We start from the raw sequence: 14,087 nt of genomic DNA, 5'->3' as shown, positions 1-14,087 counted from the left end.
TTTAGGCAAATCCATATTGCTTTAATACGTCTGCAGGCACACCTTCCCATTTATTAGGAACGTTTCCTACATAACCGATATCTTTCACGCCCATTTCAGTGGTATAAAATCCGGAAGCAGTTAAACTTCTCATCAGGTTAAAGAAGGCTACTCCTTGCTCCATTCCTGGTTTTGCTTTCTTAGGGTAAGCAATCTGATCCACCATTTCAATTTGCTGAGCGGCAGAAGCATCTTTGAATGGTTTTTCCCAACGGTTTAAACATTGAAGGTCCAACCACCTCAATCCACCTCTCATTGGTGTTTTATGTTCCGGCATATCCTTCACAATAAACTCAATAAAGTCTGGCACTTTCGCATCAGTAGCACTTCCAGACTTATCATCTTTAGGGATAATGATGTCAGAAAGCACAGCGATAGTGGCCATTTCATGCGCGGAAAAGAACTTCTCCTCCATCAGCGTCTTATCTCTGAGTACTTCCCATTCTTCTCTTCCTGCGGGAGCACCTTCTTCAGGAACTCCGGCTACTTTAGGTTCACCTGGTTTACAGGCATCCAGCAGTACTGCCGAACTTATGGCGGTTAGTCCTAAGACTTTTAACGAATCACGTCTGTTCATAATTTTTATCTCGCTTTAAACAGATTAAATATTTTGTTTTTTCTTTTGATCCAGGATATATTCCGCAGTTCTCATAGAAAGTGCAAGAATGGTCCAGGTTGCATTTTTATCTCCTTGCTGAACAAAAGGCGCTGCATCTACCACGAATAAGTTTTTACATTCATGTGCCTGACACCATTTATTCAAGGCTGATTTTTTAGGATCATCACCCATTCTGATCGTTCCTACCTCATGGATGATCTTTCCTGGAGCCTCTAAACCGTAATTGGTTTCCGGGCCAGGAATATCAGAAGTAATGATTGCGCCCATGGCATGCATCATCGACTGGAAGGTCTCCTGCATGTGTTTCGCCTGTTTCACTTCTTCATCTGCCCATTTATAGTTGAATCTCAATACTGGAATACCAAATTTATCCACCACTTTAGGATCTATTTCGCAATAGTTGGATGCTCTGGCAATAGCGGTTCCTCTACCGGCCATACCTACTGAAGCCCCGTAAAAGCGTCTGTAATCATCTTTTAATGAAGCACCGTAACCGCCAGCTTCTTTCATTTTACCGTCTCTGCCCGGTACCATACCATTTAATTTAGCGGTACCACCACCAAATCCGTAAGCTGGCATCCCCATGCCACCCCAATATTCAATATGATAACCACGAGGGAAATCCAGTTTTTTATTGTCTAACCACCAAGGTGAGTAAATGTGTACACTACCTACACCATCTTCATTGTAACGCTTGCGGTCCATCAGCTGCGGTAAGAAACCACTTAAACTGGCACCAGTCGAATCGTGCAGGTATTTTCCTACTACACCGCTTCCATTGGCCAATCCACCAGGGTGAGCCACAGATTTAGAGTTCAATAGGATACGTGCAGACTCACAGGCACTCGCACCAAGTATTACCGTTTTCGCATTCACCTGATATTCCAGACCGTCTTTTTTATTGACATAAGAAACACCCGTAGCCAATCCGTTTTTATCCGTCAGCACTTCCCTAACCATCGCATTCGTGATCACGGTTAAGTTTCCAGTTTTTACAGCTGGGATAACTAAACAAGAAGAAGAAGAGAAGTCACCATATACTTTACAGCTGCGTCCGCATTGTCCGCAGTAAAAACAAGGTGCACGATCTTTATTACCTGGCAAAGCTTCTGTTAAAACAGATCCCCTGCCTGGAATTACGGTTACCCCGGTTTTCTCTCCTGCTTTTTTAATGAACAGCTCATTTAACCTAGGTTTTGGAGGAGCCATGAAAATTCCATCTGGTTCATTTTCGATTCCTTCTACAGAGCCATAGATGCCAAGAAGGCGGTCTATTCGGTCATAAAAAGGTTTTAGCTCTTCATACGTAATAGGCCAGTCGTCGGTTAGTCCATCCTTACATTTAAAATCTAATGGCCCCATTCTTAAGGAAATTCTTCCCCAGTGATTGGTTCTTCCACCTAGCATTCTAGACCTGAACCAGGCAAATTCGGTTCCAGATTTCTGGGTATACGGTTCGCCATCTAATTCCCAACCGCCATATGAGGCGTCAAAATCGCCAAAAGGTCTTGTTGTTCCTGCGCCGCGTCTTGGGGATTCCCATGGCCATTTTAACTGTTGTGCGTCGATTCTTGGGTCGAAATAAGCACCAGCTTCTAGCATCAGTACTTTTTGACCGGCATGGGCCAATACATATCCGGCCATACCTCCGCCTGCTCCAGACCCTACGATAACTACATCGTAGACCTCAGACGATTTTTTGATTTGAAATTCACTCATATATTTGGTTGAATGGTTGATGATCTAATATTATTAAATTATCACTAAATATGCAAATAGCTGAATCAAGAATGAATCTTAATAAGCTGGATCATCAAAATGTAAACAAAAAAATACAAGGAAAATCAGGATTTGGCTTCTGGATTCGGATCAACGGCCGGTTTCCTGTGAACTGCTTTTTTAACCATTTGCTTTGCTGGTCTTGGGCTTGTTTTCAGTTTGTGATTTTTCACAGCCTCATCAATGGAATGCGAACGATGAATATCGCAATCAGCCTCCGCGATATCTGATAGCTTCTGATAGTATTTGTGCAATACATCTAATTCAGATTCTGTCAGGTCTTCAATATCGACCATCCGGTTACTCGCCTGCCTGCTTGCCGCAATCAGCTCGTTTAATTTCAACTGGATAGCCTTAGAATCCTTATTTTGACTTTTCTGAATCAGGAATACCATTAAAAAAGTAATAATAGTAGTTCCTGTATTGATTACCAATTGCCAGGTATCTGAATAATTAAAGATAGGCCCGGAAAGCACCCATATAATCACTACAAGAAAAGCAACGCAAAAAGCCACCGGGCTCCCTGTCCAGTTGGTAATCGTTGTAGAGGCCCTTTCAAAAAAATTCGCTTTATTAATTTTCATCAGTATAGGATAAGTATCGGTGATTTTGTAGCTATAACATTAGAAGAATTAAAAAGTTTCAACTCAGGGAGGCAGCACAAGCCAAAAAACTCATTTACTCAAAACATTTCAGTTCCAGATTTGTAATTACATTAACGTTAAACGATAAATCAAAACCCATGAAAAACAACCATTTACTAGCCATTTTTACACTGGGAGTGATTTCCTTATCCGCCTGCCGGAACACCGAAAACATCAACGCCTCCACTACTGATTCTACCATTGCTCAGACCATTCCTGATACAGCGACGGTGAGCAGAGGGGGGGATATATCTGCTTTCATGCAGGAAGCAGCAATTGATGGCATGATGCAGCTGGAATTAGGAAAATTGGCTGCACAGAAATCTACCAATAAACTGATCAAAAGATTTGCGGAAGTCATCGTAAAAGATCAGACTAAAACGATAACAGACCTAAAGGCATTATCGGCCAGCAAAAGTATTGCCTTGCCTTCTGCGCTGCCAGCAGCAGATTTAAAACATCTAGAAGAACTTAAAAATATGGATGTAGCTGCCTTTGAAAAACATTATATAGATATGATGATCAAAGACAATGCCGCTGCAATAGACCTTTATAAAGCAGCCAGCGTAACTGGTGATGTTAAAATCAGGAATTTTTCGACCAAAGCTTTAAGGATGTCTGAGCGTCATTTCAAACGTGCAGGCGAAATCAATGGCAATGCAGGTTATTAAGCGATAATAGAACTGTTTAACTCAAATCCTTTCTGCGGCCTTTATCCTCATAAACAGGCTTTAGAAAGGATTTTTATTCTGCAATCATCCCCCTGGACTTCATCTCCTTATACAGCAAGTCATCTAATCCATAAATGTCGTTTCTAATTTGCAGGATGTGCTGATCATCCACCCAGGCAGTGATATAAGTGAGGTAAACCGGCACTTTTGCTGGCAAACCAATATATTTGGCTCTTGGATAAGAACGTTCCATAGCTGCTTTAATCTGATCATAGGTTTTTCCGGGACCAAATAGTGCCAATGCCAGTTCCATCGGTTTTTCTACCCGCACACATCCATGACTGATGGCTCTCCCCTTTTTCTTAAAAGCAGACCTGGCAGGCGTATCATGAAGGTAAACACTGCTGCTATTGTCGAAGATAAACTTGATTTTCCCCAAAGAATTCTGTTCTCCCGGACGCTGCTTGAAGGTATATTGTGAAATGTCTGCACTCACCCAATCTATCCTTTCCGGAGAAGAAACCCGTTTTCCAGCCTTGTATACATCAATATCATTGTTGCTGAGGTAATAAGGATCATTACTCGCGTACCTGGAAATCTCTTTCCTCGCGATACTGGCAGGAATATTCCATATTGGGTTAACCTGAACGCTGTAAATCATACTGTTTAACTGAGGCGTTTCTTTAGTACCCGGGTCTGTATCCGTTCTTCCCTCTCCCACGCAGACTTTCATTTCCAGCGTAGAACTTCCCTTTTCAATAACATTCAAGGTAAAATCAGGAATATTGACCCATACATATTTCTGCGCATCAGGTTGATTCTTCCATCTCAAACGTTCCAGATTTAATTTAATCGTCAGGGCAGCATCCTCCTTATTCCTGTTTATGGTACCTTTCCCTGCTTTTAAAGCCTTTTGCAAAGCGAGATAAGCCACAGAGGAGGGTTGTATACTGTCTAGAAAAGCCAAAAGATCGGGAGCGCTAAATACTGCTGTGATTTTTGATCGGTCTGGCGCCTGTGTCTTGATGAAATAGTTTTTATCCAGGCTATCGGGACGGATCAGCCCATATTGCATGGCTTCGCTATATTTGAGTAAAGCAGAGGCCATCAGCATTTCCAGTTTCAGTTGTTCCCGATATTTCAAAGATGATGATTCCAGGTCCCTCAGCAAAGGTCCAATCCCATTCATGTAAAAATAATTGGTATCCAGGCCATGAAGCGTTGATTTCCGCAGGTACTCCACTATTTTTAGAGGTGATTTACCTCCCTGAGCGATCAGGAAGGGTTTATAAAGATGATCCTTGTAAATACTATCCAACCATTCAGGATGCTGTGTCAGGCTGCTATTGGCTTTTAATTGTTGTTTGAAGACCAAAGCGGAATCGTTCTGCCGCTTCAAAATTTCCTGCTCCCGCCTCCTTTCCTGAAGATCGGAATCCACAGCTTCCTTCTGATCCTGACCATATCTTTCTACCATAGTCGATCCCTTAGGACGTTTTATTGCGCATGCAGACAACAAAGCTATTCCCAGCAGCAATAAAAAAAGTCTTGCTTTTTCCTCAACAACAAACACAACCCACTTTAACATAGACAGATATATGTAAAAGCTTAACACAAGATCATTTCTATTGTTTTCCGATCTTTAGTAAAAAAATGGATAAAAATAATAAGTATATTATTTTGCTGATGGATTTATAAAATTTCTGGCGATTTCAGTAAGGTGTAAATCCGTTCTTTTTTCATCTTGAAGACACTCTTCGATCAATATTTTAACTTTCTGATGATTCATTTCAGTCGCTAAAGACATCAGGTTTCCATAGGAAGCAATTTTATAATGCTGAATGATCTGGACCAGGCATATCAGCGCAACATCCCTCAGTGGCGATCCTGTCTCCATATCTCTGATTACTGTAGCAGCTTTCTCCGTTAAGCACCCTACAATCTCACATTTCCCATTACTGCCGTCCCGATTGAACCGCTCTAGTATGGCCTTTAAATGCCCGAGATGCTTTTCTGTAGTATTGATATTGACTACCAACACCTCTTTTAATGCTTCATGTCCAGCAGCAATCCCCAATGCAGCAAAACACTTCATAAATTTTCTTTCCGCATCATAGACATCTTCCAGTCCATCAAGGAAGAATTCTTCCAAACCAAATCTTTTCCCTAGCTCTTTCATGACCAATTAAATTTCGTCAAATATTCAACAAAAGACAAGTAAAGCACTGAATTTAAACCAAATACTGACAAACCCTACACTTAGAAAAACCGATTATTTGCTGGATTGTTTTTATAAGTAAATACATTAATTTTCAGATCATGGCTAAATACTCAAAAAAAGCAAGCGAAAAGGTCGAAAAGACCATGCAGGAGATGAAAGAGCTATAGGTTTTTACTTATATTGAGGTCAGATTCGGACTATGCCTCTGAACAATAACGACCGATTATGTTTACTGAAACCCTGCTCCTGGTATTGGCATTGCTTTTTGCGGTGTTTATGCTCACTATGCTTGCCCAAAAGCTAAAAATCTCCTACCCTATATTTCTGGTGATTGCCGGCCTGGGTATCAGTTTTATTCCAGGTATTCCTAAAATTGAGGTCGAGCCCGAGCTGGTGTTCCTCATTTTTTTGCCTCCGCTGCTTTATGAATCTGCCTGGTATACTTCCTGGAATGATTTCTGGAAATGGCGAACACCGATCGCGATGCTGGCATTTGGTCTCGTATTTTTCACTTCAATTATTGTCGCTTTTGTTTCCACAGCCATGATTCCCGGTTTTACTTTGGCCATGGGATTTCTATTGGGCGGCATCATCTCTCCCCCTGATGCTGTTGCTGCAAATTCCGTTTTAAAGCATATTAAAATTCCAAAAAGGCTGACCACCGTTCTGGAAGGCGAAAGTTTAATCAATGATGCCTCCAGTTTAATTGTATTCCGCTTCGCCCTGGCCGCCATCTTATCCGGGTATTTCTCCATGGAACAAGCCATTGGGCAGTTTTTTTTAGTTGCAGGGATGGGTGTGATTGTAGGTCTTGTCATTGCCCATATCGTCTATGTGGTACACCGTTTTCTACCCACCACCCCTAGTATTGATGCCGCATTAACGCTAATGACGCCATATTTTATGTACATGGCTGCAGAACATTTCCATTTTTCAGGGGTCATGGCTGTAGTTGCCGGTGGATTATTCCTCTCTTATCGGTCCCATGAAATCCTGTCCCATAGCGCTTCCAGAATTCAGGCCATCAGCGTATGGGCTACACTGGCCTATGTTTTAAATGGACTGGTCTTTATCCTCATCGGATTGGAACTCCCGGTGATCATGGAAAATCTGGGTAATTATTCCATTACCCAAGCCATTAATTATGGACTGATTATCAGCATCACGATCATCATTATCCGCCTGCTATATACCCTGCTCATTACTTATATTCCTGCCTGGCTAGGAAATACGAAAGGGAAAGACCCTGTGAATCCATTATGGAAAGGTGCGGTCATTGTAGGCTGGGCTGGCATGAGAGGGGTGGTATCCTTAGCATCTGCGCTCTCGATTCCTTTGTTATTGAGCAATGGCGAGGCCTTTCCACACCGTAGCCTCATCCTGTTCATTACTTTTATCGTGATCCTGGTGACCCTGGTTTTTCAGGGACTGACCTTACCGCTGGTAATTAAATGGATCGGAATCAAAGACATTGAAGATTTTCCTCCTGAGGGAGAACAGGAAGCTGGAATTCGCTTAAGATTGATGCAGGCGGCCTTAAAGAGGTTAAATGAAAAGTTCGCGGTCGATATAAAAGAAAATGAACTGATTGGATTTTTAAAAAAACAGCTGGAAAGTAATATTTCCATCACCCGTCAGCATTTAGAATCACTGGAATGTGACACTACCGAAATACAGGAAATTGCCCGGTACAATGCCGTATTAATGGACTTGTACAGCATTCAACGTAAAGAATTATACCAGCTGCGAAAAGAGAAAACATTTAGTGATGAACAGATTCGGAAACAGGAAAACCAACTGGATTTAGATGAAGCCAAAATCCTCTAGTCATTTTACCTGATCCAGAACAAACAAATTTTAGTATCAATCAAACAAAATGGCCGTTTTTCGGTCTGTAATGTAAATTGCCCTTTTTTATGAAATGGATTCTTGTTTTTGAAATTGCTTATGTGCTCTTCATCATCACGGTATGTCTTCGCATCATCTATGATACCAGATCGGTTAGTAAAACCTTAGCTTACCTGCTCCTGGCCGTTTTCTTACCAGTCATCGGGGTGATCATTTATTTTTCTTTTGGGATCAATTACCGGGTCAGGAAGATCTACAATAAGAAGATCATCTCCGATGAAATCCAGCTGCAAAGGGTGACCTCCAGCATCATGAAGAGTTCGGAAAAAACCATTGGAGAAATGAGCCCTTCCTTTCAAAAGTTTAAAAAAATGACTCAGTTGCTATTGAATAGCAATACAAGCGGCTTAACCGGCAACAATGAAGTGAAACTGCTGATCAACGGAGAGCAGAAATTTCCGGAAGTAATACAGGCTTTAAGGGAGGCAAAACACCATATCCATTTAGAATATTACATTTTTGAAGATGAAAAGATTGGCAATGAAATTAAAGACATTTTAATTGAAAAAGCATTAGCGGGTGTTCAGGTTCGCTTTATTTATGATGATTTTGGGAGCCGGTCCATACGGAAAAAGTTAGTCCCAGCACTTAAAAAAGCAGGCGTACAGGCCTTTCCCTTTTATAAAGTGATCTTTATTGCCCTGGCCAACCGACTCAATTACCGGAACCACAGAAAGATCATCATCATCGACGGAAACATTGCATTTACCGGTGGGATCAATATCAGCGACCGCTACATCAATGACCCAAAATATAATGACAAACTATTCTGGAGAGATACCCATTTAAAAATTAAAGGAACCGGCGTACACTACCTACAGCACCTTTTCATCTCCGATTGGAACTTTTGTGCCGAAGAAGATTTAGCAATACAGCCAGAGTTTTTCGATTTCACGAACAATCCGGCCGGGAAGGTAGACTTACAGATTGCCGCCAGTGGCCCCGATTCAGACCATCCCACAATATTATTGAACCTGATTCAGGCCATCGGAATGGCAGATCAGGAGATTTTGATCACCAGCCCGTATTTCATCCCTGGAATCAGTTTATTGGATGCACTTTACGTGGCGGCTTTGAGTGGGGTAAAAATCAAACTGCTCGTCCCTTTCCAATCAGATTCTGTTTGGGTAGCTGCCGCAGCGAGGTCTTATTATCAGGAATTACTGGATGTTGGGGTAGAAATCTATCAATATCAAAAGGGCTTTATCCATGCGAAAACGATGGTCATCGATGAACAGCTTTCTTTTATTGGCACAGCGAATATGGATGAACGCAGCTTTGAGCTTAACTTTGAAGTGAATACAGTGGTGTATGACGATGAAATTGCAAAGCAGCTGAAAGCCGCTTTTGAAGAAGACCTCGAAGTTTCAAAAATCATTGACGCAAATGTCTGGACTGCCAGATCTGCCTGGGTACAGCTGCCTGAAAAAATAGCGCGTTTGCTCTCTCCACTTCTATAAGGAAGCTGATCAATATAAATTCTATTTACATGAAGCAATCCAGGTAATCAAGAATCATGTGGATCACCAGACCTACGCCCACGATTCTTGTTTTTGGAAAGAAAAGCAGGATGACGTACAGGCCAATCGCGTAATAAGAATGCAAAGGATGATAACCAATGCTGCAGCGATTTGGATCATAAATCGGCACTGCCAATAAATGATCCAAATCCACCGCCATAGTAGCCATCATGATCAGCCAGGATTTCAACAAGGCTTTCCTGTAAAAAAGAAAAGCCACAATTGCAGGTACCAGAAAGTGTAGAAATATATGAAACATGGCTTCAAATATACCGCTATCCCATCATTAATTACATTTAAAAATCAATATCCCAAATCCCTGCCGCCTGCTCCAATTCCAGCAATGCGATGGCCTTTCCGTAAAGGATCTCCAGATAACTTTCCTGAACCTCGTTGAAAGTCCGCTGGGCAATCAATACCTCTATGAAACTACTTTCTCCTCTTTTGTAACTATAAATACGCCCATCAAGCACTTTTTGCGCGTCATTCAGCATTCCTGTCCTGTACTGCAAAACTTGTTTCCGACTGCTCATATATTGATGATAAGCCTGACTGACCTCGCTCTGAATCTGCAATTCTACCTGCTGATATTTCAACTCCGCCTGCTGTACTTTATAATCCGCAATGCGCAAGGCTCCTTTATTCTGGTTAGAAAATTTCAAAGGAAGGCTCATTCCAAAGGCGATCGTACCAGAAGGAAGACCGGGATCTGCCCGATTCGAAGCGACAGTATTGGCAGTCACATTTAAGGATAAACCTAAATCAGGCGTTCTGAGCGACTTTGCCAAACGAAACGAGTTATGAGTTTGATTCAACTCTTGCATGGCCACCAGCGCATCAGAACGATGCTGCTGAGCGTTTATAATCAGCGCAGACAATTGAAATTCTCTTTCGAACTTCAAAAAGTCTCCTGTAGGCTGGAAAATCAAGGCTTCCGTTTTCGTTCCCAACAGCTGATCCAGTGCGGCAAGGCTCATTTTCCACTCTGCCTCCTGCTGGTAAACTTCGTTCAATTGAGACCTGGCTTCCAGACGGGACTGCCGCACATCCAAGCCTGGAATGGCACCGGATTTGAACCGAAGGCTGTCTGCCCTGCTCAACTGTTTCATCATTTGATAACCGTTGATTTTGACCTTTAATAAGCGCTGTTCCTTCATGGCTTTCAGGTACGCAACAGTGGCTTCCATTCTCAGCTGCCTGAAATAGTCGTTCAGTGAAAGCTCCGTAAGCCTGCGTTCTCCATTAGCGAGCTCAATTCTGGCTTTGCGCTTTCCGCCAAGTTCCAACTGATAGCTGAGGCCAGAAATGAGTTCATAGCCTTTTCTAAGTCCGCCTTCCCGTTGGTCGCCGGCACTTAAATTGAATTCCGGATCTGGAAATATCTTTGCACTCAGCGCATCCGCGGTGGCAATACTTACCTTAAACCGCTCTGCCGCATAGCCTAGATTGTTTTGGCTCAGCATTTTCAAAAAAGCCGGATAGGCGATTTTATGCTGATTAAAAGTAGTATCCACCTGGGCATGCGATTTTCCACTAAAGCCCACAAAAAGAAAAACCAGCAGCATGATGACGAAAGCCTTAGGGTTGGATTTAGTCAGCTGAGTCCGGATTTCCCTGCCACGTTCCAAAAGATAATACAGGGCAGGGAGTGCAAACAGCGTGATTCCGGTAGAAAAAAGCAAACCGTAAACGATCACTGTAGCCAAAGGACGCTGCACATCCGAGCCAATTCCTGTAGCAAGAGAAGCTGGCAGCAGTCCGAGGATGGCCACTGTAGCGGTCATCAAAATTGGCCTGAAACGATGTTTTGCTCCTTCCATAACGGCTGCTTTGAGTGCTACACCTTTTTCACGGAGCTGGTTGATGTGTGTCATCATGAGTACGCCATTCTGTATCGCCAGGCCAAACAAAGCGATAAAGCCTACTGCCGAGGAAACATTCAGCGTCATTCCACGAACATTCAAGGCCAGCATCCCGCCAAACAGCGCCAATGGAACCATTGCCAGAATCAATGCTGCCTGATGAAACTTCCCAAAAGCAGCATACAGCAGCAGAAACATCAAGGTTAATGCCAGCGGCACAATAACGGCGAGCCTGGAATAAGCACGGCTCTGGTTTTCAAATTGCCCGCCCCATTCAATCCTGAACTTACTTTCATCATACTTCAATTCTTGATCAATTTTAGCACGGGCATTCTTCAATAACGTTCCCAAATCCAGGCCCCTCACATTCAGTTTTACGGTCAGGTGCCGCTGATTTTCTTCTCTTGTGATCGTACTTTCCCCTGTACTCAATTTAACCTCTGCAACTTGAGAAAGTGGAATTTTGGCTCCCTGCGCATTGCTGAGCATTAGATTTCCAATCTTCTCCCGGCTATCCCGGCTGTCGGCCTTGTAACGGCAAACCACTTCAAATACACGATCGCCAATAAACACGGCTGAAATCGCTTTTCCACCAATAGCCACTGCGATCAGTCTATTCAGTTCCTCCGTATTTAACCCGTATTGCGCCATTTTTTCCCGATCAGCAATGATCTGCAGCTGAGGCAGCGCAGGTTCCTGGTCTATGGCCACATCCACTGCTCCCTTCAGGCTTTTCAGCATCCGCATCATATCTTCCGCAATCCGTCTGCTTTCTTTAAAATCCGAACCATAAATTTTCACCACCAATTCACTGTGTGCACCGGAAATTTTATCCATGACGCCATCAATCATCGGCTGTGCAAAACCAACCGTATAGCCCGGCATCGCTGCATAGGTTTTGGACAGTTCTGCAATCAGGTCCTCTTTTGTTTTTCCAGCTGGCCATTGGTCATAGGGCTTTAAACCTATAGAACATTCAAAATGAGAGGCGGTAAAAGGATCCGTTCCATCGTCATTTCTTCCCGCCTGAACCATCATATAACTCAGCTCCGGATGCTGCATGGTCCGACTTCTCAGGGTATCACTCATCTCTCTCGCTTTGTCCAGCGTAATTCCCGGAGGAAGCTGAACCTGTAACCAGATAGACCCCTCATCTAAAACTGGCAGAAAATCCTTACCGACAGTCACACTTAATGCTATTCCGGCACATAAAACCAATAGTAAAGGCAGGAAAACGCGCTTAGGAGCCATCATGATCCGGCTGATCATCCGTTCATAGTGGCCGGTCAGTTTTTCCAGCCATTTATTGTGATATAACTTCTGTGGCCTGCGATAAGTCAGGTAGGCCAGGCCAGGAATTAAGAGCAGCGCTACGGCCAAAGCAGCGAGTAAAGCATAGGCAACGGTGAAAGCCATCGGCGTAAACAATTTCTTTTCTACCCGTTCAAAAGCAAATAAGGGCAGGTAGGCCGTAATGATGATCAGGGTAGAGAAAATGATCGGTTTTGCTACTTCCATTGCTCTTTTAGCGATTGATTTTTCTTCCAGTACCGCTTCCGGATCAGCTTCTCTCTTTTTCAAAATTGTTTCCATCATCACAATAGCACCATCCACCAGGATCCCAAAATCGATTGCGCCCAGCGACAATAAATTGGCGGGAATATCAGTGAGTTTCATCAGGATAAAAGCACTCAGCAGGGAAATAGGGATGGTAATGGCCACCAGTAAAGCGCCCCTCCAGCTGCCAAGGAATACAATCAAAACCACCACCACTAAAACCATTCCTTCGATTAAAGTATGCGAAACTGTGTTTAAAGTGGTATTCACTAAGTCTGTACGGTCCAAAAAAGGATGAATGACTACCCCTTCCGGCAAAAGACCGTTATTGAGCTCATCCACCGCTTTATGCACTCCTTTTAGGACTTCAGAAGGGTTTTCTCCTTTTAAAAGCAGTACAATTCCTTCCAGGCTTTCACTGTAATTTCTGCGGTGATCGGTATAACCCAAAATCCCTTTCCGCTCTAAATTTCCGTATTTCAATTCCCCTAGATCACTCACCAGAATAGGTACGCCCTTTTCCGTTTTAATCACAATCCGGCCAATATCTTCCAGGTTTTGGATCAGGCCGATCCCACGAACGACATAGCCCTGTTCTCCCACATTTAAAATACTCCCGCCAGCATTGGCATTGTTTTTTTGAATCGACTCTTCTACGTCCAGGGTACTCAAATGATACTGATCAAGTTTCACAGGATCGAGCTCTACCTGGTATTGCGTGGTCACTCCGCCAAAATTGGTCACATCCGCCACACCAGCAACCTGTTTTAGCTTAGGAATGATGACCCAGTTCTGCAAATCGGTCAGTTTCCGCAGCTCCTGCGGGCTGCCCTCAATGATGTACCGATAGATTTCACCGGTTGGGGAAGTTAGCGGATCCAGGCCAGGTGCCGCCCCATAAGGCAAGGATAGTTCTTTTAAACGTTCTTCAATACGATTCCTGGCGAAATAATCATTGGTCCCATCTTTAAAAACAATGGTCACCATAGACAGGCCAAAAGTACTTTTACTACGCATCACTTCCATGCCGGGCATCCCATTTAAAGCCCGTTCTATGGGGATAGTGACCTGTTGTTCCACTTCTTCTGCGGCAAGTCCGGGTACTTGAGTTACTACCTGAGAAGTCACATCTGCAATATCAGGATAGGCCTCCAGCGCCAGTTTTGTCCAGGAATAATAGCCGAGCAAGCTCAGCATGATAAAAAGGGCCAGCATCAGCCAACGTTTTTGTATAGCAATCAGTAGCATATTTTTCATCATATCTTTT

The 14,087-nt window shown here is 43.2% G+C and carries 10 protein-coding genes; 3 read left to right on the top strand and 7 right to left on the bottom strand.

Annotated elements, in window-relative coordinates:
- Window position 1: 1 nt before the first annotated feature.
- The 3 genes from K7X70_RS14985 to K7X70_RS14975 form a co-directional block, all read right to left on the bottom strand.
- Window positions 2–616: a gluconate 2-dehydrogenase subunit 3 family protein gene (locus K7X70_RS14985; RefSeq protein ID WP_062547677.1), complete on the bottom strand. Its 615-nt coding sequence runs from the start codon at window positions 614–616 to the stop codon at window positions 2–4.
- A gap of 24 nt (window positions 617–640) precedes the next feature.
- Window positions 641–2,377 (bottom strand): GMC family oxidoreductase, encoded by a 1,737-nt coding sequence (locus K7X70_RS14980; protein WP_222537820.1) that lies wholly within the window; start codon window positions 2,375–2,377, stop codon window positions 641–643.
- 125 nt (window positions 2,378–2,502) lie between these two features.
- Window positions 2,503–3,021 carry a low affinity iron permease family protein gene (locus K7X70_RS14975; protein ID WP_222537819.1) on the bottom strand — a complete coding sequence of 173 codons (519 nt, stop codon included), beginning with the start codon at window positions 3,019–3,021 and terminating at the stop codon, window positions 2,503–2,505.
- A gap of 158 nt (window positions 3,022–3,179) precedes the next feature.
- On the opposite strand from K7X70_RS14975, the gene K7X70_RS14970 reads away from it, so the two are divergent.
- Entirely contained in the window at window positions 3,180–3,752 is a 573-nt protein-coding gene (locus K7X70_RS14970; protein ID WP_222537818.1) for a DUF4142 domain-containing protein, read from the top strand.
- A 73-nt stretch (window positions 3,753–3,825) separates the two neighbouring features.
- On the opposite strand, the gene K7X70_RS14965 is transcribed toward K7X70_RS14970, so the two are convergent.
- Together K7X70_RS14965 and K7X70_RS14960 are read right to left on the bottom strand one after the other, a co-directional pair.
- Window positions 3,826–5,229 (bottom strand): L,D-transpeptidase family protein, encoded by a 1,404-nt coding sequence (locus tag K7X70_RS14965; protein ID WP_222537817.1) that lies wholly within the window; start codon window positions 5,227–5,229, stop codon window positions 3,826–3,828.
- 198 nt (window positions 5,230–5,427) lie between these two features.
- Window positions 5,428–5,931, bottom strand: coding sequence for a DUF892 family protein (locus tag K7X70_RS14960; RefSeq protein WP_222537816.1), 504 nt, complete (start codon window positions 5,929–5,931; stop codon window positions 5,428–5,430).
- 267 nt (window positions 5,932–6,198) lie between these two features.
- On the opposite strand from K7X70_RS14960, the gene K7X70_RS14955 reads away from it, so the two are divergent.
- Window positions 6,199–7,800, top strand: a complete 1,602-nt coding sequence (locus K7X70_RS14955; RefSeq protein ID WP_222537815.1) for a Na+/H+ antiporter — start codon at window positions 6,199–6,201, stop codon at window positions 7,798–7,800.
- 89 nt (window positions 7,801–7,889) lie between these two features.
- Window positions 7,890–9,341: a cardiolipin synthase gene (gene cls, locus K7X70_RS14950; protein ID WP_222537814.1), complete on the top strand. Its 1,452-nt coding sequence runs from the start codon at window positions 7,890–7,892 to the stop codon at window positions 9,339–9,341.
- A gap of 25 nt (window positions 9,342–9,366) precedes the next feature.
- Here the strand turns inward: cls and K7X70_RS14945 are convergent, their stop codons facing one another.
- Together K7X70_RS14945 and K7X70_RS14940 are read right to left on the bottom strand one after the other, a co-directional pair.
- Window positions 9,367–9,660: a DUF6122 family protein gene (locus K7X70_RS14945; RefSeq protein ID WP_222537813.1), complete on the bottom strand. Its 294-nt coding sequence runs from the start codon at window positions 9,658–9,660 to the stop codon at window positions 9,367–9,369.
- Window positions 9,661–9,697: 37 nt separating this feature from the next.
- Window positions 9,698–14,080, bottom strand: coding sequence for a CusA/CzcA family heavy metal efflux RND transporter (locus K7X70_RS14940; RefSeq protein ID WP_222537812.1), 4,383 nt, complete (start codon window positions 14,078–14,080; stop codon window positions 9,698–9,700).
- Window positions 14,081–14,087 lie beyond the last annotated feature (7 nt).

The organism is Pedobacter polysacchareus (genome assembly GCF_019802255.1).
GTDB lineage: Bacteria > Bacteroidota > Bacteroidia > Sphingobacteriales > Sphingobacteriaceae > Pedobacter > Pedobacter polysacchareus.
Note: the sequence above shows the minus strand (reverse complement) of the source record. Positions and strands in the feature narration are given on the sequence as shown.

What these genes read in the sequence shown, in the direction of transcription:
- K7X70_RS14985 (WP_062547677.1), bottom strand. Translation starts at nt 616, where the DNA reads ATGAACAGACGTGATTCGTTAAAAGTCTTAGGACTAACCGCCATAAGT.
- K7X70_RS14980 (WP_222537820.1), bottom strand. Translation starts at nt 2,377, where the DNA reads ATGAGTGAATTTCAAATCAAAAAATCGTCTGAGGTCTACGATGTAGTT.
- K7X70_RS14975 (WP_222537819.1), bottom strand. Translation starts at nt 3,021, where the DNA reads ATGAAAATTAATAAAGCGAATTTTTTTGAAAGGGCCTCTACAACGATT.
- K7X70_RS14970 (WP_222537818.1), top strand. Translation starts at nt 3,180, where the DNA reads ATGAAAAACAACCATTTACTAGCCATTTTTACACTGGGAGTGATTTCC.
- K7X70_RS14965 (WP_222537817.1), bottom strand. Translation starts at nt 5,229, where the DNA reads ATGGTAGAAAGATATGGTCAGGATCAGAAGGAAGCTGTGGATTCCGAT.
- K7X70_RS14960 (WP_222537816.1), bottom strand. Translation starts at nt 5,931, where the DNA reads ATGAAAGAGCTAGGGAAAAGATTTGGTTTGGAAGAATTCTTCCTTGAT.
- K7X70_RS14955 (WP_222537815.1), top strand. Translation starts at nt 6,199, where the DNA reads ATGTTTACTGAAACCCTGCTCCTGGTATTGGCATTGCTTTTTGCGGTG.
- cls (WP_222537814.1), top strand. Translation starts at nt 7,890, where the DNA reads ATGAAATGGATTCTTGTTTTTGAAATTGCTTATGTGCTCTTCATCATC.
- K7X70_RS14945 (WP_222537813.1), bottom strand. Translation starts at nt 9,660, where the DNA reads ATGTTTCATATATTTCTACACTTTCTGGTACCTGCAATTGTGGCTTTT.
- K7X70_RS14940 (WP_222537812.1), bottom strand. Translation starts at nt 14,080, where the DNA reads ATGATGAAAAATATGCTACTGATTGCTATACAAAAACGTTGGCTGATG.